Source organism: Gemella sp. 27098_8_149 (assembly GCF_041433745.1).
GTDB lineage: Bacteria > Bacillota > Bacilli > Staphylococcales > Gemellaceae > Gemella.
In genome coordinates this window covers 62,534-88,784 of the sequence record NZ_JAPWCB010000005.1, presented here as the reverse complement: position 1 = coordinate 88,784, position 26,251 = coordinate 62,534, and the positions used below count along the sequence as shown (strand labels likewise).

General features: G+C 32.5%; 24 protein-coding genes. 16 read left to right on the top strand and 8 right to left on the bottom strand.

Annotated elements, in window-relative coordinates; genetic code table 11:
- Positions 1-76 precede the first annotated feature (76 nt).
- Positions 77-1,141: an endonuclease gene (locus O3801_RS03875; RefSeq protein ID WP_371454112.1), complete on the top strand. Its 1,065-nt coding sequence runs from the start codon at positions 77-79 to the stop codon at positions 1,139-1,141.
- 334 nt (positions 1,142-1,475) lie between these two features.
- Here O3801_RS03875 and O3801_RS03870 read toward each other — a convergent pair whose 3' ends face one another.
- Both O3801_RS03870 and O3801_RS03865 read right to left on the bottom strand, forming a co-directional pair.
- Positions 1,476-2,675 (bottom strand): dicarboxylate/amino acid:cation symporter, encoded by a 1,200-nt coding sequence (locus O3801_RS03870; protein ID WP_294682878.1) that lies wholly within the window; start codon positions 2,673-2,675, stop codon positions 1,476-1,478.
- Between the two features lie 208 nt (positions 2,676-2,883).
- Positions 2,884-4,209: an FAD-containing oxidoreductase gene (locus O3801_RS03865; protein ID WP_271987063.1), complete on the bottom strand. Its 1,326-nt coding sequence runs from the start codon at positions 4,207-4,209 to the stop codon at positions 2,884-2,886.
- Between the two features lie 296 nt (positions 4,210-4,505).
- Here O3801_RS03865 and O3801_RS03860 point away from each other — a divergent pair, with 296 nt between their 5' ends.
- Positions 4,506-4,841 carry a zinc ribbon domain-containing protein YjdM gene (locus O3801_RS03860; RefSeq protein WP_003147532.1) on the top strand — a complete coding sequence of 112 codons (336 nt, stop codon included), beginning with the start codon at positions 4,506-4,508 and terminating at the stop codon, positions 4,839-4,841.
- A gap of 791 nt (positions 4,842-5,632) precedes the next feature.
- A complete protein-coding gene (locus O3801_RS03855; protein ID WP_371454111.1) occupies positions 5,633-6,988 on the top strand; it encodes an MFS transporter in 1,356 nt (451 codons plus the stop codon).
- An 82-nt stretch (positions 6,989-7,070) separates the two neighbouring features.
- Here the strand turns inward: O3801_RS03855 and O3801_RS03850 are convergent, their stop codons facing one another.
- On the bottom strand, positions 7,071-8,285 hold the full coding sequence (locus tag O3801_RS03850) for a lipid II:glycine glycyltransferase FemX (RefSeq protein ID WP_371454110.1): 1,215 nt from the start codon (positions 8,283-8,285) through the stop codon (positions 7,071-7,073).
- A gap of 169 nt (positions 8,286-8,454) precedes the next feature.
- Here O3801_RS03850 and O3801_RS03845 point away from each other — a divergent pair, with 169 nt between their 5' ends.
- Together O3801_RS03845 and O3801_RS03840 are read left to right on the top strand one after the other, a co-directional pair.
- On the top strand, positions 8,455-8,721 hold the full coding sequence (locus tag O3801_RS03845; protein ID WP_371454109.1) for a hypothetical protein: 267 nt from the start codon (positions 8,455-8,457) through the stop codon (positions 8,719-8,721).
- Positions 8,722-8,723: 2 nt separating this feature from the next.
- Positions 8,724-9,179: a hypothetical protein gene (locus O3801_RS03840; protein WP_371454108.1), complete on the top strand. Its 456-nt coding sequence runs from the start codon at positions 8,724-8,726 to the stop codon at positions 9,177-9,179.
- A gap of 71 nt (positions 9,180-9,250) precedes the next feature.
- On the opposite strand, the gene O3801_RS03835 is transcribed toward O3801_RS03840, so the two are convergent.
- The gene (locus O3801_RS03835) at positions 9,251-10,345 is read right to left on the bottom strand and encodes a metallophosphoesterase (RefSeq protein WP_371454107.1); all 1,095 of its coding nucleotides are present in this window, start codon (positions 10,343-10,345) and stop codon (positions 9,251-9,253) included.
- Between the two features lie 463 nt (positions 10,346-10,808).
- Positions 10,809-11,435 carry a superoxide dismutase gene (locus O3801_RS03830; protein WP_060914609.1) on the bottom strand — a complete coding sequence of 209 codons (627 nt, stop codon included), beginning with the start codon at positions 11,433-11,435 and terminating at the stop codon, positions 10,809-10,811.
- Positions 11,436-11,846: 411 nt separating this feature from the next.
- On the opposite strand from O3801_RS03830, the gene O3801_RS03825 reads away from it, so the two are divergent.
- The 8 genes from O3801_RS03825 (at position 11,847) to O3801_RS03790 (ending at position 18,378) form a co-directional block, all read left to right on the top strand.
- The gene (locus O3801_RS03825; RefSeq protein ID WP_371454106.1) at positions 11,847-13,016 is read left to right on the top strand and encodes a hydroxymethylglutaryl-CoA synthase; all 1,170 of its coding nucleotides are present in this window, start codon (positions 11,847-11,849) and stop codon (positions 13,014-13,016) included.
- A gap of 11 nt (positions 13,017-13,027) precedes the next feature.
- Complete coding sequence (locus O3801_RS03820; RefSeq protein ID WP_371454105.1) at positions 13,028-14,296, top strand: hydroxymethylglutaryl-CoA reductase, degradative; 1,269 nt, start codon at positions 13,028-13,030, stop codon at positions 14,294-14,296.
- A gap of 427 nt (positions 14,297-14,723) precedes the next feature.
- Positions 14,724-14,915, top strand: a complete 192-nt coding sequence (locus O3801_RS03815) for a CsbD family protein (RefSeq protein WP_371454104.1) — start codon at positions 14,724-14,726, stop codon at positions 14,913-14,915.
- Between the two features lie 512 nt (positions 14,916-15,427).
- Positions 15,428-15,667 (top strand): GlsB/YeaQ/YmgE family stress response membrane protein, encoded by a 240-nt coding sequence (locus O3801_RS03810; protein ID WP_371451950.1) that lies wholly within the window; start codon positions 15,428-15,430, stop codon positions 15,665-15,667.
- Between the two features lie 48 nt (positions 15,668-15,715).
- On the top strand, positions 15,716-16,294 hold the full coding sequence (amaP, locus tag O3801_RS03805; protein WP_294682753.1) for an alkaline shock response membrane anchor protein AmaP: 579 nt from the start codon (positions 15,716-15,718) through the stop codon (positions 16,292-16,294).
- A gap of 11 nt (positions 16,295-16,305) precedes the next feature.
- Positions 16,306-16,467 carry a DUF2273 domain-containing protein gene (locus O3801_RS03800; protein ID WP_294682755.1) on the top strand — a complete coding sequence of 54 codons (162 nt, stop codon included), beginning with the start codon at positions 16,306-16,308 and terminating at the stop codon, positions 16,465-16,467.
- A gap of 26 nt (positions 16,468-16,493) precedes the next feature.
- The gene (locus O3801_RS03795) at positions 16,494-17,621 is read left to right on the top strand and encodes an Asp23/Gls24 family envelope stress response protein (RefSeq protein WP_371454103.1); all 1,128 of its coding nucleotides are present in this window, start codon (positions 16,494-16,496) and stop codon (positions 17,619-17,621) included.
- Positions 17,622-17,646: 25 nt separating this feature from the next.
- Complete coding sequence (locus O3801_RS03790; RefSeq protein WP_371454101.1) at positions 17,647-18,378, top strand: CsbD family protein; 732 nt, start codon at positions 17,647-17,649, stop codon at positions 18,376-18,378.
- Between the two features lie 201 nt (positions 18,379-18,579).
- Here O3801_RS03790 and O3801_RS03785 read toward each other — a convergent pair whose 3' ends face one another.
- Entirely contained in the window at positions 18,580-19,431 is an 852-nt protein-coding gene (locus O3801_RS03785) for a hypothetical protein (RefSeq protein ID WP_371454100.1), read from the bottom strand.
- A gap of 226 nt (positions 19,432-19,657) precedes the next feature.
- Between O3801_RS03785 and O3801_RS03780 the strand changes: the two genes are divergently transcribed.
- Positions 19,658-20,836 carry an acetyl-CoA C-acetyltransferase gene (locus O3801_RS03780; protein ID WP_294683158.1) on the top strand — a complete coding sequence of 393 codons (1,179 nt, stop codon included), beginning with the start codon at positions 19,658-19,660 and terminating at the stop codon, positions 20,834-20,836.
- 280 nt (positions 20,837-21,116) lie between these two features.
- Positions 21,117-21,755 carry a sunset domain-containing protein gene (locus O3801_RS03775; protein ID WP_371454099.1) on the top strand — a complete coding sequence of 213 codons (639 nt, stop codon included), beginning with the start codon at positions 21,117-21,119 and terminating at the stop codon, positions 21,753-21,755.
- Between the two features lie 405 nt (positions 21,756-22,160).
- Here O3801_RS03775 and O3801_RS03770 read toward each other — a convergent pair whose 3' ends face one another.
- A complete protein-coding gene (locus O3801_RS03770; RefSeq protein WP_371454098.1) occupies positions 22,161-22,847 on the bottom strand; it encodes a uracil-DNA glycosylase in 687 nt (228 codons plus the stop codon).
- A gap of 240 nt (positions 22,848-23,087) precedes the next feature.
- Positions 23,088-24,896: an oligoendopeptidase F gene (pepF, locus tag O3801_RS03765; RefSeq protein WP_371454096.1), complete on the bottom strand. Its 1,809-nt coding sequence runs from the start codon at positions 24,894-24,896 to the stop codon at positions 23,088-23,090.
- A gap of 248 nt (positions 24,897-25,144) precedes the next feature.
- Between pepF and O3801_RS03760 the strand changes: the two genes are divergently transcribed.
- Entirely contained in the window at positions 25,145-26,239 is a 1,095-nt protein-coding gene (locus tag O3801_RS03760; protein WP_294683162.1) for an NAD(P)/FAD-dependent oxidoreductase, read from the top strand.
- The last annotated feature ends 12 nt before the right edge of the window (positions 26,240-26,251 follow it).

Here is a 26,251-nt window from a genome sequence, read left to right as displayed (position 1 = left end):
TTTAATGGAGGGCAGCTTGAAAATCATGATTTATAAATAGATTTCCTTGCTCCTTCTATTTTTTATGAGGTTAAAGATGAAAAAAATATTAAAGATAGTATTAGGGTTAGTGCTTATGGGGATTTTAGGGTTTGCAGGATTAGTTGGATATTTATGGGCTACAGAATATAGTCCTAATGGGGTTGAGAGTTTGAAGGTAACTAAACAAGGTACTTCGGAAACTGCTAAGGTAGGAACAGAGTATACAGCTCTTAACTGGAACATAGGATATGCTGGTCTTGATAAAGATGAAGACTTCTTTCTGGATGGTGGGAAGATGGTTCTACCACTAGATAAAGCTCATGTTGAAGAAAATCTAAAAAATATTACAGAGATAGTAAAAAATGAAAAAGCTAATGTCAATTTTATTCAAGAGATAGATGAGGATTCAAAACGTAGCTACAATATCAATCAGGTTACTAAATTTGATGAGATACTAGGTTTAAATAGTATTTTAGCGTATAACTTCAAGGTTAGATATGTGCCTTATCCAGTACCGCCGTTAGGTAAAGTTAAGAGTGGTATTTATACTGCGACTAGTTTCAACGTGGAGAATGCAAGAAGATTCCAAATGGCGATTCCATTCACATTCCCAGAGAGACTTGCTAATTTAAAACGAGGATTCTCTGTTATTTATACAAAAGTAGAAAATAGTGATAAACATCTAGTATTGATTAATGCTCACTTAGATGCTTATGATAAAGGTAATTCTGGTAAAAAAGCTCAGATGAAACAACTTCTTGAGTTTATCGATTATGAGTATAAGAAAGGTAATTATGTTCTTGTCGGAGCAGATTTCAATCAGTCATTAAAAACTTTAACTCAAGATGAAATTAACGTTGTGCCAAAAGAATTATGGCGTGCTGAGAATTTAGATAAGAGTATGTTACCTGCAGGATTTAACTTAGTATATGATGAGAGTAAAAATTCGGCAAGACTTAATAATAAGCCTTATGTGAAGGATAGTGAAGGTACTTATGGCTTTATTATCGATGGATATATCGCGAGTGAAAATATAGAAGTACTTGGGGTAGAGACGCTAAATCAAGAGTATAGATATAGTGATCATAACCCGGTAAAACTAAGATATAAACTAAAATAGAATAAAAGAAGCGGCTCGGAGATTAAGTTCAAAGAGTCGCTTTTTTGATAGGTTAAATTCTAAAACCTACTGTTTTAATGTAGCTTTAGACGCCTCCAATTCTTTTGCAATGCAAAAGGACTTTCCGGCTAAAATCAAAGCCTGTAGTCTTTGATTTTCTAAGTAAAACTATAAGTTTTACTGCAGCTACTATAAACAGTAGGTGAATTTAATTATAATATTTAGGGGTTGAAGGCCTCTCCTAAAAGTTAATGTTCTTTTGATTGTGGAGCGAGACATCTTCAACTAATTGAATATGAAAAATCCCACAAACTTATGTTTGCGGGATAGTTTTTTATGCTTGTTGATTTACTTCTTTTTTGAAGAAGATTTTGTTTAGTTTATCAACGATTGCTGATAAAGCTCCGTCTCCAGAAATGTTACATGCAGTTCCGAAGCTATCTTGAGTGATGTATAATGCGATCATTAGAGATAACATGATTTCGTTGAATCCAAGAACTGATTGTAATAATCCAAGAGCTGCCATAACTCCTCCACCAGGAACACCAGGAGCAGCTACCATTGTTACTCCAAGTAATAAGATGAATTTAATCATTACTGCAGCTGATGGGAATGCAGCACCGTTTTGTAACCAGAATACTGCAGATGCACATGTAGTTAATGTGATTGTACTTCCTGATAAGTGGATAGTTGCAAATAATGGAATAGTGAAGTTTGCGATATTTTTATCAACACCCATTTTTTTAGTACTTTTCAGTGTTACTGGAATAGTAGCCGCTGATGATTGAGTACCGATTGCAGTCATGTATGCTGGTAAGATGTTAACAAGCATCTTGAATGGGTTTCTTCCGTTAACTGTTCCAGCTACGAAGTATTGAATAATAATGATTATTACGTGCATAATAATGATAATTACGAATACCATAGCGAAGATTTTTAAGATTTTGAATACTTCACCAGAAGCTGTGATGTTCATGAATACACCTAGGATGTAGAATGGAAGAAGTGGAATAATTACTGTAGCAAGTAATTTTTCAATGATTTCTCCGAAATCTGCGAATCCTTGTTTAAGTCCTTCTGATTGAGTTGCTGAAATCCCGATTCCTAAGATGAATGAGATAATAAGCGCAGTAGTAACATCGAAAATTGGAGTCATTTTAAACTCGATAAAAGGTTTTAATAATAAATCCTCTGGGTTTTTGAATGATTGTAATGTAGCGTTAGCTAAGATATTTGGTAATACTGCTTGAGCTGTTAGGAATGCGAATGTTCCTGCGATAATTGTAGAAATATAAGCAACCCCTGTTGATAATCCAAGTAATTTACCAGCGTTGTTTGAAACTTGGCTGATACCTGGTACGATAAATCCTACGATAATAAGTGGAATTGTGAATCCTAAGAATGCGCTGAAAATAGATGAGAATGTTACGAAAACTCTAATGATTGACGTTGGTAGAGTACTTCCTAAGATTATCCCTAATGTTACAGCGATAATAAGTTTTGCTATTAATGGAATTCTTTTATATAAACTCATTGTTCGATCTCCTTCTTTATTTTATTGTATTTTTTAAAAAGACATGTGTACATTATACAAGAAAACCATTGATTTGTAAAGGGATTGAGACATATTTTTTTATTTATTTGAAAATTTTATAAATTTATATAGTAGAAATACAGTTGAAATAAACAAAAAAAGCTTAAAACCTCAAATTATTATTGAGATTTTAAGCTTTTTGCAGTTATTAGATTAATTTGAATACATCATTTAAGTTCTCAGCCATTGTTGGGTGAGTGAAGATTTGATCTCTGATGTAAGTATAAGGAATTTTGTTATCAATTGCCATTTTAATTAGGTTGATAATTTCTTCTGAGTTTTTACCGAATAAAGTAGCTCCAAGAATTAAGTTAGTGTCTTTGTCTACAGTTACACGGAATAATCCACGTGGATCTTGGTTAACAGCTCCTCTTGGCATGTTAGCAACTGGTAATGATGCTACTGCAACGTTAGGGTATGCTGCTTCAGCTTCTTCTTTGTGTAATCCAACGTGAGATAATGCTGGAGAGATGAATGTTGAGTAAGGTACGTTTTTACGGTCAGCAGTTGTGTATTCTTTGTTACCGTGTAAGTATCCGTTAACTACTCTGAAGTCGTCTAATGATACGTAAGTGAATTGTAATCCACCGTTAACATCACCAACTGCGAATACATTTTCTACAGCTGTTTGACAGAATTCGTCAACTACGATTGTTCCGTTTGGACGTAATTCGATGTCAGTGTTTTCTAATCCTAATCCTTCAGTGTTAGCACGACGTCCAGTTGCGTGTAATACTGCTTCGAATTCTAGTGGACCATATTTTTCTGTATCAACAACTACAAGTTCTCCGTTGTTGCGGATTTCTTTAGTTGCAGTTCCTAATTTGAACTCGATTCCTGCTTCTTCTAAATATCCTTGAGCAAGTTCAGCGATATCTTTATCTTCTCTTCCTAAGATTCCAGGAGCGAAGTCGATAACTGTAACTTTAACTCCAAGACGAGCGTATAGGTTAGCGAATTCTAATCCGATGTTACCTCCACCGATAATTCCTAGAGTTTTAGGAGCTTTTTCTAATTTTTGGAATTCAGTGCTATCGTAAACATTTTTAGATGTTGTTAATCCTGGAATTGGTAATACATTGTTTTTAGCTCCAGTGTTAATTACTACGATTTCACCTTCAAGTTGTTTAGTTTCTCCGTTAGCAGAAATTTCTACTACTTTGTTTGAAACGAATTTAGCGTGAGCTGTGTAAACATCAACGTTTGGACTATTGTCTAACATAGCGAAGTTTTTAGCGTTAAGTTTAGATACAACAGCATCTCTTGTAGCTTTAGCTTCTGCGAAGTCTTTTTTGTTATCTGCAGCTACGATTAAAGTTTTAGTTGGAATACATCCGATGTTAATACAAGTACCACCGTACATTGCACTGCTTTCTTCAACTACTGCTACTTTTTTTCCTTCTTTAGCGAATGTTGCTGCTAAAGTTTTTCCGGCTTTACCGAATCCTACTACTAATAAATCATATTTAACCATAATTTGATTCCTCTTTTACATTAAATTTTTATTGTTTATTTTTTATATCTGTATAATAAATATAAATGAAAACTATTTAATTCATATTTTACTCTTACTTTTTTAAAATTTCAAGTACTTTGCCTACAAAAGTAGACGATTTTTCAAAAAAAATTCTTTTATTGAATATGTTGTTGGATGAAATCGTTGTAATATCAACGTTTTAAAGAAAATAATTTTTTGATATTATTTTGATATTGCTTCTCATTATGGTATAATATCCTTTGTACAAATATGAAATTTTATGGAGGAAACAAATGACATTACCTAATTGTCCAGAATGTAAAAGTGAATATACTTATGAAGATGGAAATATGCTAGTATGTCCTATGTGTGCTCACGAGTGGTCACCAGAAGATACTAGTGGAGCAGAAGAGGAAAAAGTTTACCGCGATGCTAACGGAAATGTACTTCAAGATGGAGATACAGTTTCTGTAATTAAAGATTTAAAAGTTAAAGGTAGTTCTTCTACATTAAAACAAGGAACTCGCGTTAAAAATATCAGATTAGTTGATGGAGACCACAACATCGATTGTAAGATTGATGGTTTCGGAGCTATGAAACTAAAATCTGAATTCGTTAAAAAAATATAATACAAAGAGAGCTGACTCAATAGTATGATTTTGATGAAATCACTAAAGAGGACAGCTCTTTTAATTTATATGTGAGGCGTCATTTTTTAAATTCTACTGTTTTTAATGTAGCTTAGGACACTTCCAAATCTTTTGTTATCACAAAAGGATTTTCCAGTTAAAATTCGAGCTTGTAATCTCGAATTTTCCTAGTAAAACACTAAAGTATTTTACTTCAGCTACTCCAAAACAGTAGCGAAAAATAAGTTAAAATTTAAACTAAATACAAAGTTTTCTATTATTAAAAAAGGATTCTAATTTGCTAGCACATTATTATAGTAGATAACTAACAATTTTATAATTTATATATTTTCATTTGTTCTTTATAGTGGTAGAAATAAAATGCTGTTGCATTTTATCGAGGAAAAGGCTGACCCAAAAGACCCAAATTTTAACAAAGTGTATATGAGAACTCATAGCCTCAGCAGTAGACACAATCCAATCAGTTTCGTCTTACGACTCACTTCTTGGTGTGTCCTTGCATACGTTATACGTAAGAATTTTAACGTGTCTTTGGCACTAAAAATTCTTACGTACAACGCAAGTGGTTTACTGATATCTAAATTCGCTTTATAAAAGCTTTTTAGGTATCTAATAAACTTTGCGAGGATGACTCGATAAAATCGATTTCTATGAAATCACGATTTTGAGTCATTTCCTATTATATATGCTTAATCTTCCGAAAATAGAAAATATAGTATATAATAAATAAATGTTTTGAAAATAAATTGAAAAGAATGAAAGGAAATACAATGACGAAAATTCAAAAACATTTATCTATGATAGCTTTACTTTTAGCTAATTTTATAGGTGGACTAGATACAACAATGTTGAATACAGCATTACCGCAAATTATAAAGGATTTAGATGGTATAAATCAATTAGGTCTATTAACTTCTATGTTATTATTCTTTATAGCTATGACAACGGTTCTTTGGGGTAAGCTTGGAGAAGTTATAGGTAATAAAAAAGCATTTCAATTATCAATTTTAATCTTCACAATAGCTTCTATCTTAGGAGGATTTTCTGTGAATATCTGGATGATGGTATTTGCTAGAGGGCTAATGGGTATCGGTATAGGAGGAATGATTTCAATTCCTTTTGTAATATATGCTAAGCTTTTCCCTGATGCTAAAGAAAGAGCGGTTGCCTTGGGATGGGTTACAGCCTTCTATGGTGTGGCAAGTATCTTAGGTCCTATTGCTGGAGGTTTTGTAGTTGATGTATTAGGATGGTCTTGGATATTTTTTAGCCTTGTTCCATTTTCAGTAGTTTCTTTAGTGTTAATCCAAATTTTTTATAAGGAAACTGTAATTTCACAAAAACCAAGAGTTGATTACATTGGTAGTGGGTTATTAGTGATTATTTCGGGTGTTATTCTTTATTGGATTAGTAATCTTCCGAAGCTTAATATATTTATGAATAATTTACTAGCAATATTTGTAATTGTTAGTGGTTATATACTATGGAAGTGGGAAAAGAAGGAAACAGAACCGATTCTTCCGATCAGTTTGTTAAAGAATATGTCTTACATTACGAAAAATCTAATTATGGTTTTGGTCTATGCTTTTGCTATCGGATATAGTATCTACGCTCCAATGTGGGCGCAGGTTGTATTAGGAACTAGTGCAACTATGGCTGGTGGGACACAGATTTTTAGTTCTATCGCAGTTATGTTAGCAACGAGATTTTCTGCTAAATTTATAAGTAAATGGTCGTTTGAAAAACTTATAAATATAGGTTTTATAGCGATGTCTGTTTCAGTATTTATGATGGCCTTTGCACCAATAGGTGTTTCTTATTACTATATTTCGATTAGTGGTGCTTTCCTTGGACTCGGCCATGGTTTGATTTTCCCATCAGCCCAAGTAGCATTCCAAGAAGTTGTACCTAAAGAACAACTTAATATAGCAACTACTTTTAGCTTATTATTAAGAACATTAGGCCAAACTCTTATGGCATCAATTTATGGTTTAGTATATGCTAGCCAAGTTAATGGCATTAACAGTATAGAACACTCATATCAAGGATTACATATAATTTTTATTATTGCAGCAGTTGCCGTTATATTAGGATGGATAATGAACAAAATTACTTGGAAATTGTGATAACAAAGTGTCATAAGTTACCCTAAAAACAGTAGATTAAAATAAACAGTCTGTAAACCATAGTGATTTACAGACTTGTTTTTTATCTTTTTATTAGTTTTAATACTTTTCTTCTTAGTGGTAATCCGTAGTTGTACATTAAATTGAATACGTGAGAGATTACTAAATCGAACTCTCCGTAGTATTCTACGATATTAGGAGCGAATTTTGATTTGAAACCAAGTAAACTGTCGTTTAAATCTCCTTCGATACCACCCATAGATACTTCTTTAACACCCATTTCTTGAGCTTTTTTCATCGTATCAGAAAAGACTTTATACTGGGCAGGAAGCTTCGCGAAATCTTCATTCATACCAGCGTAAATAATTTCTGCATGGTTACCATAGGCAATAGTAATCGCAGCACTTATAACCTGATCCTTGCTCTTATCTTCTATCTCTAAGCTATCAAATAGAACGATTAGTTTTTCAATTCCAGCTACTTGTTCAAGAAGAGTACGTTTTTTCTTCGGTGATTTTTCTCCAAGAGCTTCAATTTCATCTTCAAGAGCTTCTTTTCTAGAATGGCATTCTTTTACAGCTTTTTCTACATTTATATATGAAATGTATAATAAAGCATTATCACCAAATGTATCTAGTAAGTTTTCGAAATACTCACGTCCACGAAGAGAGATGTTTTTTCTTTTTTCAGTACAAGCTAGTGCGAAAAGAAAGTCATCAAGATTCTCTTTACCACAACGTCTAACTTCAACGAATTTTTTCTCTGCATCACGAATTAAGCGACGTGTATCTTTTGGGAAAAGATCAGGGACTTCTTGTTCAAGTTTCGTAACTGTGTTAAAACGTGGTTGGATAGTACTGCTCATATCAAGGTTGAAACCTTTGTGTTTATAGCCATTCTCCTTGAATACTTTAATAAGACTGTTGTTCTCTCTATCTACCTCAACATCCTTAAACACTGCTAACTTCTCATCTTTTACCGCAGTAGGGATGTCTAATTTAACCATTTTAGCACCTTTGTCTTTGGCGAATTTTTTAAGGTTAGTTAAAAAGAAATTAAGTAGCTCAGTATTAGTATAATCAAGAATTGGACCACGTGGTGCATACCATAATCCTTGACGAGTTAGAATCTGTACAGCAGCTACAATATTATCATTTTCATCTGCGACAGCTACTCTTACAGCCCCCCAAGTATTTTTAATGTGAGACCACTCGATAGCTTGCATCATATTACCATGTTTGTGATTTTTTATAAATTCAGTATATTTTTCATCGTTAATATTTGTTAAAAATTTCATTATTCAATAATCCTTTAACTAAAGTACACTTAATCATAACAAATTATAGTAGAAAAATCAATTTTTAGAAGAAATGGACGATAAATAAGTTAATTAAAAGGTTTACAAGCGTCTACAAAACCTATATAATGTTTATATAGAATAAAAAAAGGAAGTAATTGCGATGAACATGAATACATTGTACATTATGCTAGGATTTATATTTGTCTATGCCATGATTGCTAGCACAAGAGACAAGATAAAAAAGCGTGATGAAAAGAGTAAAGAAGCATTTGAAAGACTACAGAGTCCTGCTTATAAAAAAGAATTAGAAAAGGTTATAAACTTAAGCCAAGATGATGCATTTAACATTGCAGCATTAAGAAAAGCATACTTTTTAAATGGAAAAGATGCGAAAAAACTGATAGAGATTGTAAAAAGAAGTAAAGGGATTTAATTATGAAGATAGCATTAATTATTATTTTAGCAATAGCGATTTTTATGTTCTTCTCAACTAGGAACAGTAAGTCAAAAGAAGAATGGGCAGAAAAACAAAAAGTGAGTAAAGAAAAATTTAATGAGCTTGTAAAAGACATTAATAGAGAAGAAGTACTTTCAGTAGTCGATGCTTCTAAAGGAGACATTCATAATGTTAAGATGATAAGAGATAGATATACAGATCTAGTACTGTATGATGCAAAAGCATTATGGGAAGCTATGAAAGAAGATGCTTTAAACAGACGTGCATTACAAGTTAAAAAGTCAATTGCTAGTGATTATACTGATATAAAAGAAGTTGTTAATCCAGATGTTGGTGATATTGCAAATATTAAAATTATTAGAGAGCACTATGGTTTAGATTTAGTGCAAGCAAAAGAACTATGGGATAGCATCAGAGACGAGGTTAAACAATAATATTTCAAGATATGAATAAAATTTAACCCCAAGAGTTAGAATATACTAACTTTTGGGGTATTTTTTATATTTTATTTTCCTTCAATAGTAATCATCCATACTTCACTACGAGCTGAAGTTTTGAAAGGTGGACCCCAGAAACCATAACCCGCAGAAGTGAAGAAATGTTTACCATTAATCTTCGCGTAGCCATGATCTAGAGTATAAACTACATCTGTGATAAAGTTTAACGGCCATAGTTGTCCGCGGTGAGTATGCCCAGAGAGTTGAATATCTATAGGTAATGTAGCGTGATAATCGACAGCATCAGGCTGATGATCGACAAGAACGATAGTCTTATTTAAATCAACGTTCTTAAGCAGGTCGGCAGTATCAAGTCTATCACGACTGACACTCTTATCTTTACGACCAACTAGAGTTATATCATTATTAAGTGTAATACTTTCATCGAATAGTGGGATAATCCCAGTCTTTTTAACCTCGTTTACTATTTCTAGTGCATCACGGTCGTGATTTCCCATTGTAGTATAAACGCCTAGCGGAGCTTTTAGCTTACTTAGATTTTCTTGCATGTTGCGTTTTTTGTACATAACCATATCATCGTCCATAAGGTCTCCTGCGATAACTACAGCATCTGGTTTCTCTTCATCAACAATATCATTTAGTTTTTCAAGTTGAGGATTTGAGAAAAATGTCCCTAGATGAAGATCAGAGACCATGGCGATTTTAATAGGTTTTTCAATGTGTTTATCCACCTTGATAGTATTATTAATCACAGTAGGTGAGTATGCCCAGAATAATCCAAGAGCAGTCATACCCAATAAATATAGAACAGTTATACTTAAACTAGTTCCTTGAGAAAGATTTAATTTAAAGATTTTCAGTAATAACTTAGCAACTAATAAGATAACACCTATAACAGCACCGTTTAGGAAGTAAAAGTACCAAACGTTTCCGTAGTTTACCCAAGGTGCTCCTAATCTTAACATATAAGCTATAATAGAAAAGTTAGCAATGATAAATAGTGCAATAGCAATAGCTAGCTTAACCTTAGAGGGAACAAAAGGTGAGATCATCCATTTTAAGCCTAGCCACATCAGAAATACAAGTATTTCATATACTGCGAATACACCGATAAAGCCGGCGATAAATTTCCAATTATTCAATATCAATTCTCCTTTAATCTATTTAATAACAAATGTAAGGGAGTGACTCAAAAATCATGATTTCTTAAGAAACAAGATTTTGCTGAGTCACCTTCGCACAGTTTATTAGATATCTAAAAAGCTTTTATAAAGCGAATTTAGATATGAATAAACCACTTGCGTTGTACGTTAGAATTTTTAGTGCCAAAGACACGTTAAAATTCTTACGTATAACGTATGCAAGGACACACCAAGAAGTGAGTCATAAGACGAAACTGATTGGATTGTGTCTACTGCTGAGGCTATGAATTATCATATACACTTTTTTAAAATTTAGGACTTTTGGGTCAGCCCTAACAGAGTGCTTTTCATTATACATTATCTAGCTTAAATTGTCATTAAATTAGGTTGGTAAGGAGATGAGATAAGTAAAAAGAAAAAAACAAAAAGCCGTCATACAACAGCTTTTTGTTTATCTATGTAATTATTTACCTAATTTTTCTAAGTGTTTAGCTAGGCGTTCGTTAACGAAATCCCAGTTTACAACACGGAAGAATTCTTTAATGTAGTCTGGACGACGGTTTTGGTAGTTTAGGTAGTAAGCGTGCTCCCAAACGTCTAATCCAAGAATTGGAGTAAGACCTGTTAAGTATGGAGAGTCTTGGTTAGCTGTTGAAGTAACAACTAGTTTACCTTCTTTATCTAAAGCTAGCCATGCCCAACCACTACCGAATCTTGTAGCAGCTGCAGCTGAGAAGCTCTTAACGAACTCTTCGTATCCACCAAGTTCAGCTTCAACTTTTTCTTTAACTAATCCAGCGAATTCAGAAGAATCTGCTTTAGTTAGTGATTGCCAGAATAGGCTGTGGTTGTGGTGTCCACCACCATTGTTGATAACAGCTTGACGGATGTCAGCAGGTACGCTATCGATGTTTTTTAATAGACCACAGATGCAGTTAGCTTCGAATTCAGGGTGTTTTTCTAAAGCTGCGTTTAAGTTGTTAACGTAAGCAGCGTGGTGTTTGTCGTGGTGAATTTCCATAGTTTTAGCGTCGATAACTGGTTCTAAGTAATCGAATCCGTAAGGTAATTCAGGTAATTTAAATGTCATAGTAATAGTCCTCCCAGGGTTATTTATAAATATATTATAATTATAAGAAAAATATTAAAAATAAACAACAAAAATGCTTACAAAAAATTTTTTTTATTGTATAGAAACTATTTTTCACTTTATCTAAATGCTGGATATTAGTATTAAAATTTTAAACAGGAAGAGAAATTACTTATATTATATGTAATATTTTATAATAGATATCATTAAGAGTTTCAATTTTTAATGATATCTATAGACTAATTTGAAAAAATTTTATACAATAGTATTGCATGAGAATTTTTAATCATGATAGGAAGTTTATAGCTATTAAACTTTAATTTTTAAATATTTAATAGTATAATAAAATTGGAAAATTTGTATAGATAGATAATTAGAAATAATTCGAAATTAATCGAAAGGAATTTGATAATGAAAATAGGAATTGATAAGATTGGCTTTGCTATGCCAAATTATTATTTAGATATTCGTGATTTAGCGACAGCTCGAGGAATTGAACCTGATAAATTCACAAAAGGTTTATTACAACTAGAGATGAGTATTCCTCCTGTGTCACAAGATATAGTAACGCTTGGAGCGCAAGCTGCATATGAAATTTTAGATGAAGAAGATTTAGAAAAAATTGATATGATTATCGTGGGAACAGAGTCAGGTATTGACCAAAGTAAGGCTTCTTCAGTATTTATTCATGGCCTATTAGATATTCAACCATTCGTGCGTGCTATCGAAGTTAAAGAAGCGTGTTACGGAGCGACTGCGGCATTAGATTTCGCTAAAAATCATGTCATGAATAATCCAGAATCAAAAGTATTAGTTATCGCTAGTGATATTGCGAAATACGGTGTTAAATCTTCTGGAGAATCTACGCAAGGTGCAGGAAGTTGTGCGATGTTAGTAAGCAGTAATCCAAGAATTTTAGAGTTCAACAATGATAATGTTTGTTTAACTCGTGATGTTATGGATTTCTGGCGTCCAAATTATTCACAATATGCATTTGTAGAAGGAAGATTTTCTACTGAACAATACCTTGATTGTTTAACAACGACTTGGGGTAGATTTGTTGAAAAATCTCAGAATAAACTTAGTGATTTCTCAGCAGTTTGTTTACACCTACCATATCCTAAATTAGGATTAAAAGGGTTAAGTTTGTTATTGGAACAAGCCGATGAGGATAAAAAAGAAGAATTACTTGCTCGTTTTAATGAATCTATTTTATATAGCCAACGTGTAGGTAATATTTATACTGGATCTTTATTCTTGGGATTATTATCATTACTTGAAAATAATACTATTTTAGAAGCGGGTAATAAAATTGCTTTATACAGTTATGGAAGTGGAGCTGTTTCGGAAGTGTTCAGCTTAACTCTAGTTGACGGTTATAAAGACCAACTAAGAAATGATCGTTTTGAAGACTTTGATAAGAGAACTCGTATTTCAGTAGATGAATATGAAAAAATATTCTTCAGAGATACTACAGTTGACGCAGAAGGAAACTTAGATATTTCTGATATTAAAGATGAAAGCAGATTTGTCTTAGAAAAAATAGAAAATCACAAGCGAGTATATAAAAAACAATTTTAACAGAGGAAATCATGGGAAAAATTTGGAGTGGCTTTTATAAAAAAAATATTAATGAACGCTTAGAGGTTATTGAACAAGCTGATATTTTAAGTGAAGAGTATCTTTCTGTTTTAAAAAATAATGAGGTTTTAGACTTTGATACGGCTAATAATATGGTTGAGAATGTAATAGGAACTTTCTCGCTACCTTTTAGTGTTGTGCCAAGTTTTGTCGTTGATAATAAAGAATATGTGGTACCATTCGTTACGGAAGAACCATCGGTAGTTGCTGCTTGTAGTAATGCTGGAAAAATCGTAGCGAAGTCTGGTGGTTTTAAAACAGAAGTCCTAGATAGGAAGATGGTAGGACATGTAGCTTTATATAATATAGCTAACACTGATGAAGCGGTCGAACGTATTTTACAAAGTAAAGATTTACTTTTAAAAACAGCGAATGAGGCTTATCCGTCTATCGTAGCTCGTGGTGGAGGTGCTCGTGATATTGAGGTTAAAGTTCTATCAGAAGATGGGACAGACTTCGTAGTTGTTTACCTTATCGTTGATACTTTAGAGGCGATGGGGGCGAATATGCTAAATACTATGCTAGAGGCACTTAAAGTTTCGTTAGAATCACTAACTGAGGGTGTAGCTTTAATGGCGATTTTATCAAATTACGCGACACGCTCTCTAGTTACAGCGAGATGTACTATTCCATTTGAAAACTTAGGAGAAAATGGAGAGTATCTTGCGAAAAGAATCGAACTGGCTAGTAAATTTGCTAAAGCTGATGTTTACCGAGCAGCTACTCACAACAAGGGTATCTTCAATGGTATCGATAGTGTCGTAATAGCTAGCGGAAATGACTGGCGAGCCATAGAAGCGGCATGTCAGAGTTACGCAGCCAAAGATGGTAAGTACCAAGGGTTATCTACATGGCGTTGTGATGAAGAAGTTAAGGTGCTTGAAGGTGAGATCACTTTACCAATGCCGGTTGCCAGCGTAGGTGGCTCTATCGGAATAAATCCAACTGTAAAAGTAGCACGAGGATTACTAAACAATCCTGACGCGAAAACATTAGCGAGTATACTCGTTTCTGCCGGATTAGCTCAGAATCTAGCGGCGCTAAAAGCGTTGGTGGGAGACGGAATTCAAAAAGGTCATATGAAACTACACGCAAAATCTTTAGCGATTTTAGCTGGAGCTACTAATGATAATATTGAATTAATCGTAGAAGAACTTAGAAAAGAAAAATATATGAACTTAGCTAGTGCTAAGAAAATAGTAGAGAAATACAATAAATAATATTCAAGAGAGATTAGGATGTCTAGTCTCTCTTATTTGATAATTCTAGTAAGAACTATCTTCTTTATGAATAATCCTAAAAAAGATTAATAAATTTAATCTCAATAAACTGTTAAAAAAGAATAGAGGAATCTGTTTATAGTAGAAATATTTAAAATACAAATTGGAATTGCCGGTGTTGTAAGATTTTTTGTTGTTGCATTAATGTGGTAAGAATACTGTTTTTACTAACTTTTTACTCTGTTTTATGATAAATAATAAAATTTTTTCAAATTTGTGAGCAGTTACTTTGATTAATGATTAAAAATGATATATTATATAAAATATAGAAATTAACAAATTAATATCTATGAAAAATATTTAAAGAAAAGTATATTTAATTTCGATTTATAGAAAAATTGATAGGTAATATACAGGAGGCAAAATAATGTCATTAGAAAACAAATTCGACGAAATCAAAGGATCAGTTAAAGAAGGTTTAGGAAAATTAACTGGAGATAAATCAATAGAGGTTGAAGGATTAGCAGAACAAGTAGTTTCTAAAGTGAAAGAAGCTGCAGAAGGTGCTAAAGATGCAGTAGAAGGCGCTATTGACAGCGTTAAAGATAAATTAAAATAAGACGAATGTTTATTGAATTCTTTTGTTAGGATATGGATAAATTGAAGTAACGAAGGAAGAGATTCAATATTTTTGTACTATAGGTGATTGGCGGAAGTAAAGAACACTTGGCCGATCACCTATTTTTTTATACAAATTTTTAAAGGGTAATAAATAATTACGTTAATCACAAATATTCCTAAAAAATATTTATAAATTAAAATCAATAAAACTGTTTTATATTAATATTTATTATTTGTTTCTAATTAAAATATTAAAAATAATAATTTTAAAGTTGTATAAATCTTATTTCTATAGTAAATTTTGATTTATTTTTTCAAATATATATTTATGATAAAAACTGTTTTAATCAAAGTTTAATTAATGTTTCAACATAAATTATAAAACTTTTTTAAATTTTGTGAGCAGTTATATTGATTTAAAATTAAAAGTGATATATCATATCTATAATAAATATTTGTTATTAGTGTATAAATATTTATATAAAATAATTAAAGAAAGGGGAAATAAATATGATTTGGTCAATTATAGTAGGTGGTTTCATAGGGTTTGTAGCTGGAGGAATCACAAAAAAAGGCGGGGCCATGGGTATTATTTCTAATGTTATCGCAGGTTTAGTAGGTTCATCAGTAGGACAATCATTATTTGGAGCTTGGGGTCCAAGCCTAGGTGGAATGGCGTTAATTCCTTCTATCTTAGGTGCGGCAATTGTAGTAACTATAGTATCAATATTCTTTGGGAAAAAATCTTAAATAATTTTTTTCTAAAATGAATAGTCAATTTTTGAAAGGAGGTTTAAAATGTCTAAAACAAAAAAAATAATTTCTATTATTGTTTGTCTATTAGCTTTAACGGTTATGGTTCCTATTATGATAGAGTATCATAATGTTAGCGGACTAGATCCACAATTTTTAGATTTACAATTATTCGATTGGAAACAATTTTCTTTCTTAGAATTTTATCTTTCTAGATATATTTTCTGGGGAGCATTAGTATTATCAACATTGATAATTCTTTCAATATTAGTAATAGCATTTTATCCTAAACAACATTTAGAAGTAAAACTATCTGATAAAGGTGGTAAATTATCACTAACAAATTCAGCTATTGAAGGATTTGTTAAAAATTTAGTTATTGAGCAAGGATTAATTAATAATCCATCGATAAAAATAAATAATAGAAGAAATAAATGCATTATTAATGTAAAAGGAGAATCAGCATCTTCAGAGAGTATTATTCAGAAGAGTGATCAGATTCGAGAAGGAATAAAAGATGGATTGGTTGAGTTTTTCGGTATAGATAAAGCTGTAAAACTTAAGATTTCTGTTTCAGATATTCAGAAAAAAGTAGCTAAAAAGAGTACAAGTCGTGTAAAGTGAGGACATAAATTATGGAATGGCTAAAAAAACATCAATACACTGTTGTATCAGGATTATTGGGAGCATTTCTAGCTTTTTTAATTCTGTTCTTAGGATTTTTCAAAACTATTTTTGTTTTGATTTTCACTGTACTAGGAATTGTAACAGGATATTATATAAAGAACAAAATATAAAAATTTGTAATTAGGAGAAAAGATATATGTCTAATCCAAATGAAAATAACGTAGAAAAAAAAGAGTCAACTACAAGTAATAGTGAAGCTAGAGGAGAATTGACATTTGATAATGATGTAATTAAAAAAATTATCGGTCAAGCTTTAGAAAATGTTTCAGGATTACTAGCAGTTGATGGAGGTTTTTTCTCAAATTTAACAGATAAATTAATTAATACTGATAATGTTACATCAGGTGTTAATATTGAAGTAGGTAAGGAACAAGTAGCTGTTGATTTAAATATCATAGTAGAATATAAAAAAAATGTTCCTGAAATCTTTGAGGAAATTAAACGAGTGATTACAACTGATATAAACAAAATGACTGGATTAGAAGTTGTAGAAGTTAATGTCAATGTAATCGATATTAAAACTAAAGAACAACATGAAGCAGATTCAGTAAGTTTACAAGATCGTGTGTCTAATGTTGTTGAATCAACAGGAGAATTCGCATCTGATACCTTTACATCAGCTAAAGCAGGTATAAGTGATGGATTTTCAACAGTTAAAGAGAAAGTCGGAGATGCAACTGAAGTAGTTGTAGAGAAGGCTGTAGATGTAAAAGATGCAGTGGTAAACAAAGCTGTAGATGTGAAAGAGGCAGTAGTAGAAAAAGCATCAGATGTAAAAGAAGCAACTGCAGACAAAGTAGAAGAAGTGAAAGAGGTAGCATCGGAAGCTAAGGAAGCAGTAGTAGAAAAAGCAGAAGAAGCAAAAGAAGCAACTGCAGACAAAGTAGAAGAAGCAAAAGAAGTAGCGGAAGACGTAAAAGATGCAGCAGCAGACAAAGTAGAAGAAGCGAAAGAAGTAGCAACAGAAACTAAGGAAGCAGTAGTAGAAAAAGCATCAGACGTAAAAGAAGCGACTGCAGACAAAGTAGAAGAAGCGAAAGAAGTAGCAACAGAAACTAAGGAAGCAGTAGTAGAAAAAGCAGAAGATGCAAAAGAAGCAACTGCAGACAAAGTAGAAGAAGCGAAAGAAGTAGTATCAGATAAGTCAGCTGAAGGATTCGCGGGGAAACTATTTTCAAAAGTGAAAGAAGCAGCAGAGGATGCTAAAGATGCCGTAGAAGATGCTTATGACGGCGTAAAAAACATGGTAAAAAAAGATAAATAAAAAGTAATATTTAGGAGGCACTATTATGTCATTAGAAAACAAATTTGATCAATTAAAAGGTTCAGTAAAAGAAGGATTAGGAAAATTAACAGGTAATGAAAAATTACAAGTTGAAGGATTTGCAGAAAAAGTAGTTTCAAAAGTAAAAGAAGCAGCAGGAGATGCATTTGACGGTGTAAAAAATGTAGCTAGTGTAGTAGCTGATAAAGCAGCGGACGTTAAAGATGCAGTAGTAGAAAAAGCATCAGAATTAAAAGACGCAGCAGCAGATAAAGCAGAAGATGCAAAAGAAGTAGCGGAAGACGTAAAAGACGCAGTAGCAGACAAAGCAGAAGATGTGAAAGATGCTGTAGAAGATAAAGTAGAAGATGCAAAAGAAGTAGCGGAAGACGTAAAAGACGCAGCAGAAGACAAAGCAGAAGATGTAAAAGATGCTGTAGAAGATAAAGTAGAAGACGCAAAAGAAGTAGCGGAAGACGTAAAAGACGCAGCAGAAGACAAAGCAGAAGATGTAAAAGATGCTGTAGAAGATAAAGTAGAAGACGCAAAAGAAGTAGCAGAAGACGTGAAAGATGAAGCAGAAGACAAAGCAGAAGACGTAAAAGATGCTGTAGAAGAAAAAGCAGAGGATGCTAAAGAAGTTGTTGAAGAAGAAGGGTTTGCTGGAAAACTATTTTCTAAAGTGAAAGAAGTGGCAGGAGATGTAAAAGAAGCTGCTGAAGATGCTATTGAAGATGTAAAGAAAATGGTTAAATAATAAGACTATTATTTATTGAATTTTTTTAGAAAATTAGTAAATCTAAGCAATATTAAATAGGAATCTATATAGGTAACTGGCAAAAGTAGAACTTAAGTCGGTTACCTATTTTTATATAATTTTAGTAAAGGGACTCCGTTGGATATCGATTTTAACTTAACACAAAAAACATCGCCATGTGAAATGACGATGTTCTATTTTTTAATATAATTCGAATCTTTCTACGTAGTACATAGTTCTATTTGCTCCGCTTTCGTAGTTTTTATTGTTCAAGCGAAGTGTCATCATACCCACAGGTTTTCTAGTAGCTATGTTTACGTATGGGATAAGGACTCTGTCACCTTTAACTTCCCATTTTTCCACCGGCATAAAGATTGCATCAGTAGCTCCACCGTAACCAATATCACTTTTAGTTAAGAAGACTTGATCTTTAGCGAAGTATACAACTTTATTTTTATGATTCATCAATTTTTCTAAGTTTTGTTTGCTGAAATCAGTAACTCTATTATTTAATTGAACAAATTCTATGTCTTTATCATTTTGTAATCTTTGTAGCACATCTTGTTTATGGAATGTTTGTGCATTGTATGTATTTAGTAAATCTAATACTTTAGTTAAGTTTATTTGTTTTACTACGTTATTGCTACCGTCGTTACTAGCGATAAATCTTACTACATTGGCAGGACTGCTACCTTTTAGATTTAACATTCCGTATGCCATAGGTTGTAGAATTTCCCCTGCTTTAGCTAGGTTGTGTTTTCCATTTTGAGTAATTTGTTGGCTTGTAGTGTTTTTTCTAGTAGGAATTGCTATCTGATCTGTAGGTTTGTTATTAATAATATTTGTATTAACGTTGGTATGTGTTTGTTTAATATGATCAACTTCTTTTTGTAGGTTAGCTAAAGAAGTTGGTGTTTCTTCAGTAGTTGCTACTTCTCTAGTTGCATTATTATTGTTGTTGTTATCAATTTTTTGTGCAACCTTGTCTGTGCAACCAGTCATAAGTCCGATTCCTAAAATAAATATACCTGTTGTTTTTAGAAGTTTGTTCATATTCTCCACCTTCTTTTGTATAACTTCTTTATATTCATATTATACATCTCTAAATTACAAAAAACAACCTTTTATTACAAAAATATTACATTTTTATTACAAAGATATTTAATGAATGTTACAATGGTGTAATTTTTTGGATCAGCCTAGTTTTGTTGCATTATTTGATGAAGTCTATTTTTTATAGTAAAATATACTAGTAAAATAAATTTAGGAGATAAAAAACATGAATAGAGTTGCTATTGTAAGTGCAAAAAGAACTGCTATAGGAAGTTTTGGAGGAAGTTTAAAAGATGTTTCTGCTGCGAAAATCGGTGGAGATCTTGTGAAACAAGCATTAGAAAGTGTAAATTTAGATCCAAATCTTGTTGATGAAATTATATTCGGTAATGTTTTACAGACTGGTCTTGGTCAGAATGTAGCAAGACAAATTGCTGTTAATGCAGGTATTCCAAAAGAGAAAAGCGCCTTTGTTGTGAATAAGGTTTGTGGATCAGGACTAAAGAGCGTTGTTCTTGGAGTTCAATCTATTATGGTAGGAGATAATGACATCGTAGTTTGCGGTGGAGTAGAGAATATGAGTGCGGCGCCACACTATACGAAAAATGCTCGTTTTGGTCAAAAACTAGGTAGCTTTGAATTAGAAGATACTATAATCAATGATGGTCTGACTGATGCTTTTGAGAATTATCACATGGGTATTACTGCCGAAAATATCGCAGAACAATACGAAATTACAAGAGAAGAACAAGACGAATTTGCTCTAGCAAGTCAAAAAAAGGCAGCTTTAGCAATCGAGAATAATCTATTTTCTGAGGAAATTGCTCCGATAACTATTAAAACAAGACGTGAGGAGATTGTTTTCGATACAGATGAATATGTCCGAGGAAATACAACATTAGAAACCCTAGCTAAACTACGTCCAGCTTTCAAAAAAGATGGAACTGTAACAGCGGGGAATGCTTCAGGAATTAATGATGGAGCTGCTTGTGTAATTCTAATGAATGAAAAACGTGCCAAAGAACTAGGTTTAGATGTTCTTTGTTACATTGAAGGTTATGCCTCTGCAGGTTTAGATAATAAAGTAATGGGACTAGGGCCAGTACCTGCAACACAAAAAGTTCTAGAAAAATTAAGTTTAAATATTGAAGATATTGACTTATTTGAAATGAATGAAGCCTTCGCGGCACAATCTATAGCTGTAACACGTTTATTAAACCTAGATACGACTAAGGTTAATACGCGTGGTGGTGCAATAGCACTAGGGCATCCAATAGGGGCGAGCGGTTGTCGAGTTTTAGTTACATTAGTTCATGCACTAATTAAAGACAACAAAGAAAAAGGACTATGCTCACTTTGCATAGGTGGGGGTCAAGGTATCTCTATGGTTGTTTCTAGAAAATAATTACAGGGAGTGATTCGAAAATTGTGATTTTGTAGAAATCGATTTTGTTCGAATTATCCTCCGCAAAGTTTATTAGATATTTGAAAAACTTTTAAAAACAAATTTAGATATCTATAAACTGTTGATTACTATGAAATTTTTTAAAAAGCCAAAATATTAGGTTCAGCTCCGTATGAAAAGGCTTAAATCTCATGAAAGTTAAAGTTCTTTATAAAAATAATTGTCTATTAGCTAAGAAAGTGTTAAAATAGACAAGTGATTATTTTTAAGGAGAAATATTGTGAATAAATTCATGAAAGAACATGGACAAGTTATTTTGTGGTTTATCTTTTTAGTATTTATGATAATATCACTTAGCATGGTGTTTACTCATGGTATTAGGTACGCTATTGTCGTATTTGTATTAAGTTTTATACTATTATGTCCACCTATTGTAAAACTTATTCAACGAAAAACGCGTTTGAAAAAAGTTGTATTAGGTGCTGTAAGTGCGCTTGTTATGATGTTAACAATGCTAATGACAAATCATTTTAGTGAAGCTAGAAAAGAAGAACAAAGAAAAACTTTCCAAGAGAAAAAAGAAGAACGTGATAAAAAAGTAGAAGAACAATCTTCTGAAGAGAAAAAAGAAGAAAATTCAACAGAAAATAAAGAACAACAAATAGCTCCACCACCTCCATCTAAAAAAAGAATAGATGAAAGTGATAATGAGAAAAAAGAAGTTGTTCAAGTAGCTCAAAACCAACAACCTCAACAACAGTTACAACAACCTAGAAAGGTTATCGTTAGAGCTAGTAAAAAGAGTGGTTACTACTATACTCCAACACACCCTTCTTATAACAATGTTGCAGCTACCAACCTATTGGTCTTTAATTCAGAAGAAGCTGCTCAAAAAGCAGGGTATAGAAGAGCTGCATAATAGACGAAAGATCTCAGATGAAATGTCTGAGGTCTTTTTTTCAATAAAAATAAAAAAACGTGTTTGGGGAACACGTTTTTCGGGTGAACTAAATTAAGTTCTAAGCAATTTCTTGCTTGTTTATATCTAATCTTATATACAAATAACAAAAGAGTCTTTCAACTCTTTAAAAGGGAGAATGGCTTGCCTAGGGAGCGACAAGCCACATTATGAAAAAAATTAAAAAGTTTTATTATCTGTTAATATCATAAAGAATTAACCGAAATATTGGTTTAAACAAAAATAATTTCAAACTTAAAAGGGAGAAACGACAAGTGTCGTTAAGAATGAAATTTCATTACTTTTGTTTAGGTACTCATTATATACCTCTTACTTAAAATATACTTTAAATTTTTTAAAAATATTTTAAAAAAATGAAATTTGCTTGTTTGTTTTCATTTTTAATTCAAAGTCTATTTTTCCCCTGTTGTGAGAGACTAAATAATCATTGATTTGAGAGAAGACTTTGCTTCCGAAAAAGCCACGGTATGCGGATAGTGGACTCGGATGTGCTGATTCAATAATCAAATGTTTAGAAGAATCAATTAGTTTATTTTTACTTCTTGCGTAAGCTCCCCATAAAACAAAGACTACATTTTCATTTTTTTCAGAAATAGTTTCAATTATGTAATCCGTAAAATTTTCCCAGCCCATCTTGCTGTGACTCGCAGGAGAATTTTTTTCAACAGTAAGAACCGCATTAAGAAGAAAGACCCCTTGATTAAACCAAGATTCGAGATTTCCTGTTTTTGCTGGATTTATACCTAAGTCATCATGAAGCTCTTTGTAAATGTTTATAAGACTTTTAGGAAGTGGCACACCATCATTTACAGAAAAGCTTAATCCACAAGCTTGATCGGGATTATGATAAGGATCTTGCCCTAATATTACGACTTTAATATCTTCTAATGCTAAGTCAAAAACCCTAAAAACTTGCTCTTTTGTAGGGTAGATTGTTGTAGTAAGACGTTTTTCATCTATTTTTTCTATCAATTTATTAAGTTCATCTATTTTTGGATAATTTTTTATTACTTCATTCCAACTGTTATGCATATAAAACTCCTTTAAATTACTACTTTGTTAAAGTATATCATAGTTAAATATATAATAAAATAGGAGTGATTCGATGAAATTAATTTTTTACAATCAATATTATCGAGTCACTCCTTATAAACGCAGTGGTTTATTGATATCTAAATTCGCTTTATAGAAGCTTTTTAGATATCTAATAAACTGTGCGAGGGTGACTCGACAAAATCGATTTCTACGAAATAACGATTTTTGAGTCACTCCTTATTTATTTAATTCATCTGTTAAGTTGTAAAGTTCATCTACTAGGTGACCAACATAAGCGATAGCTTCTTTAAGTGGCTCATCAGTACTTACATCACAACCTGCAAGTTTAGAAAGATCTAGTGCTGACATGCTGCTTCCTTTAGAAAGAACATTTAACCAAGTGTCGGCATAAGAACTATCATTATCGATTTTATTAGCGATAGCTGTACCGATTGTTAATCCTGCAGAGTAAGTGTATGGATATAGTCCCATGTAGTAGTGAGGTTGTCTCATCCAAGTAAGTTCTGCCCCTTCATTTACTACTAAACTATCTCCGAAGAACTCTTCCATAACGTTGCGTTTTACTTCAGAAAGAACATCAGCAGTTAACATTTCGTTGTTATCTACCATTTTGTAGATTCTATCTTGATAAGCAGCTTCTAAGTAGTGTGTTACCATATTGTGGAAGTACGTTCTACTAATCATGTTGCTGATAACCCAACGTTTGAAACGAGCATCAGTGTTAGTTTTTAGTAGGTAGTTAGATACGATAACCTCGTTACAAGTTGATGGAGCTTCAACGAAGTATAGTGGGCAATCGTTGTTTAACATTGTTTGGTGTTTACCTGTACTCATGAAGTGATACGCATGTCCAAGTTCGTGAGCAAGAACGAAAACTTCATTCATTTTTCCAGTCCAAGAAAGTAGGATAAATCCAGCTACATTAGGAACTGTTGCGCAGAATCCACCAGTACTTTTCCCGATGTTTTGAGGGAAGTCAGTCCAACGTTTATCATAACTTTCATCGATCATTTTAACGTAGTCTTCACCAAGAACACCAAGTGCTTTTTTAAGGTAAGAACGAGATTCGTCGATAGTCATATCAACTTCGAAATCTGGATCAAGGTTAATTTTACAGTCTGCAAACTGCATATCTTCAATTTTGTGTTCGCGAGCTAGAAGCTTAATGTAACGTCGAATATGAGGTGCTAAATCTGTCATAAGAGTACGAATTTGACGATCATATAATTCGCGGTTACCATCTTGCTCTGCTAATAGGTAGTCGATAACACTATCATAACCACGCATTGTAGCTAGCATTTTTTCTTTTTTGATTTGTGAAATATATTCATTTGCTGAAGTGTTTTTATAAGTATTTAATGTTTTATAGAAACTTTTCGCAGCATTGCGGCGCACTTCAGTATCGTTGTCCATTTCGTGTAAGTTTTCGTATAGTACGAAGCTATTTTCGAAAGTTTTTCCATTTGCTTCGAAGCTGTCGAATTGCATATCTTCGTGCTTAGTTACCTCGTATAGATTGTAGTAACCAGGAAGACTCTCGTAGTTTGCGATTACTTGTTCAGCTTCTTTTGATAATGTATGTTTTTTCTCCTGAATGATTTTTTCGAAGTAGTATTCTAAATCAGGACGATAGTTTTTCACGAAATCTTTGATGAATTGTTCATCTAGTTCTACAAGTTCAGTATCGAAGAAACTTAAATTCCCCGCCCATAAAGTAGAAACATCTTCAAATAGTGTTACATTTTGTACAACATTGTCATTAAATCTATCCACCGCCATTGGTAATTCAGCGTAGTGAGATAGTTTATAATATTCTTCATATAGTTCTTCATATTTTTTAACGGCAGTATCTAAAGTCGCGTGATCCGCTAATTTTCCTTCGTAAGCAGCCTTGAAATCTAAGATTTCCTTTTTAATATTCTCAAGGCTTGCTTTAAAATCTTCATCAGTTTTGTATAGAAGAGTCATATCCCAAGTATATTTCTCTTCGACTTCATTTCTTGGTATTAATTTCATTTCAGTCATAGTTTACCTCCTGCAAATTATAATTATATAGTCGTTTGACTTAAATACTATTATAATATGATATGTAGTATAAGTCTATATAATATTGATAGCTATAAAGACTATTGAGAAATTTATATAGAAGTAAAGTTTCCACAGCGTTAATATAAGTTGATTTGAGAAATATTGGTTAAAGTTAAAGTTTACTCTACAAATTTTTTAGGTTATAATTTTAATTAGTAGATTTATTAAAAAAAGCGAGGTATCTTATGAAAATAGCAGTAGTAGGTGGGGGAATAGTAGGAGCTACATGTGCTTATTATTTGTCAAAAGAACAAAAAAATGAAATAGTAGTTTTTGATTATGGTGTAGGTCAAGCTACAAAAGCTTCGGCTGGGATTATAAGTCCGTGGTTTTCTAAAAGACGTAATAAACCTTGGTATAAGATGGCTAGACTAGGTGCTGATTTTTATTTGAAATTAGTTAAAGATTTAGAAGATGATGGCTACAATACTGACTTTTATTCACAATGTGGAGTGTATTTATTGAAAAAAAATGAAGATAAGCTACCTGAGTTAAAAGAACTTGCTGAAAGTCGTAAAGAATTATCACCGATGATAGGAGATTTAGAGATAATCTCAAAAGAAGAGGTACAAAAGGTTATTCCTAGCTTTGATAACAATGGAGACGTATTGTATGCGAGTGGTGGAGGACGAGTAGAAGGAGAGAGATTCGTTAATACTTTACTTAATGCCTCGAAAGCTAATGTTGTTAAAGAGAAAGTTAGTCTAAAGGTTGTGGGGGATAAATACGAGATTAATGGACAGGTTTTTGATGTAGTCGTGCTTGCGACTGGTGCGTGGTTAAAAGATATACTAGCGCCTCTTGGATTTGAAGTTGATGTTCGTCCGCAAAAAGGTCAACTAAGGGATTATAAAGTTTCTGATGAAAATACAGGATCTTATCCAGTTATTATGCCTGAGGGTGAATTGGATATTATTCCATTTGAAAAAGGTGTTGTTAGTGTTGGAGCGACACACGAAAATGATATGGGATTTGATTTAACTGTTGATAAACAGCAACTTGATGCTTTTGGTGAAGAAGCGGAGAACTTCTTAGGTGAATTGAAAAATGCACAAATAATAAATGAACGTGTTGGAATCAGGGCTTATACTAGTGATTATTCTCCATTCTTTGGTGAAGTTCCAACATTGGAAAATGTCTATGCGATTAGCGGTCTTGGTTCTTCAGGGTTAACTACAGGTCCGATAATTGGCTATAGTATAGCGAATATTATTTTAGGTAATGATATAGAATTAGATCCACAAGATTATAATATCGAAAACTATATAATACGTAAGTAAGGATATTAACAT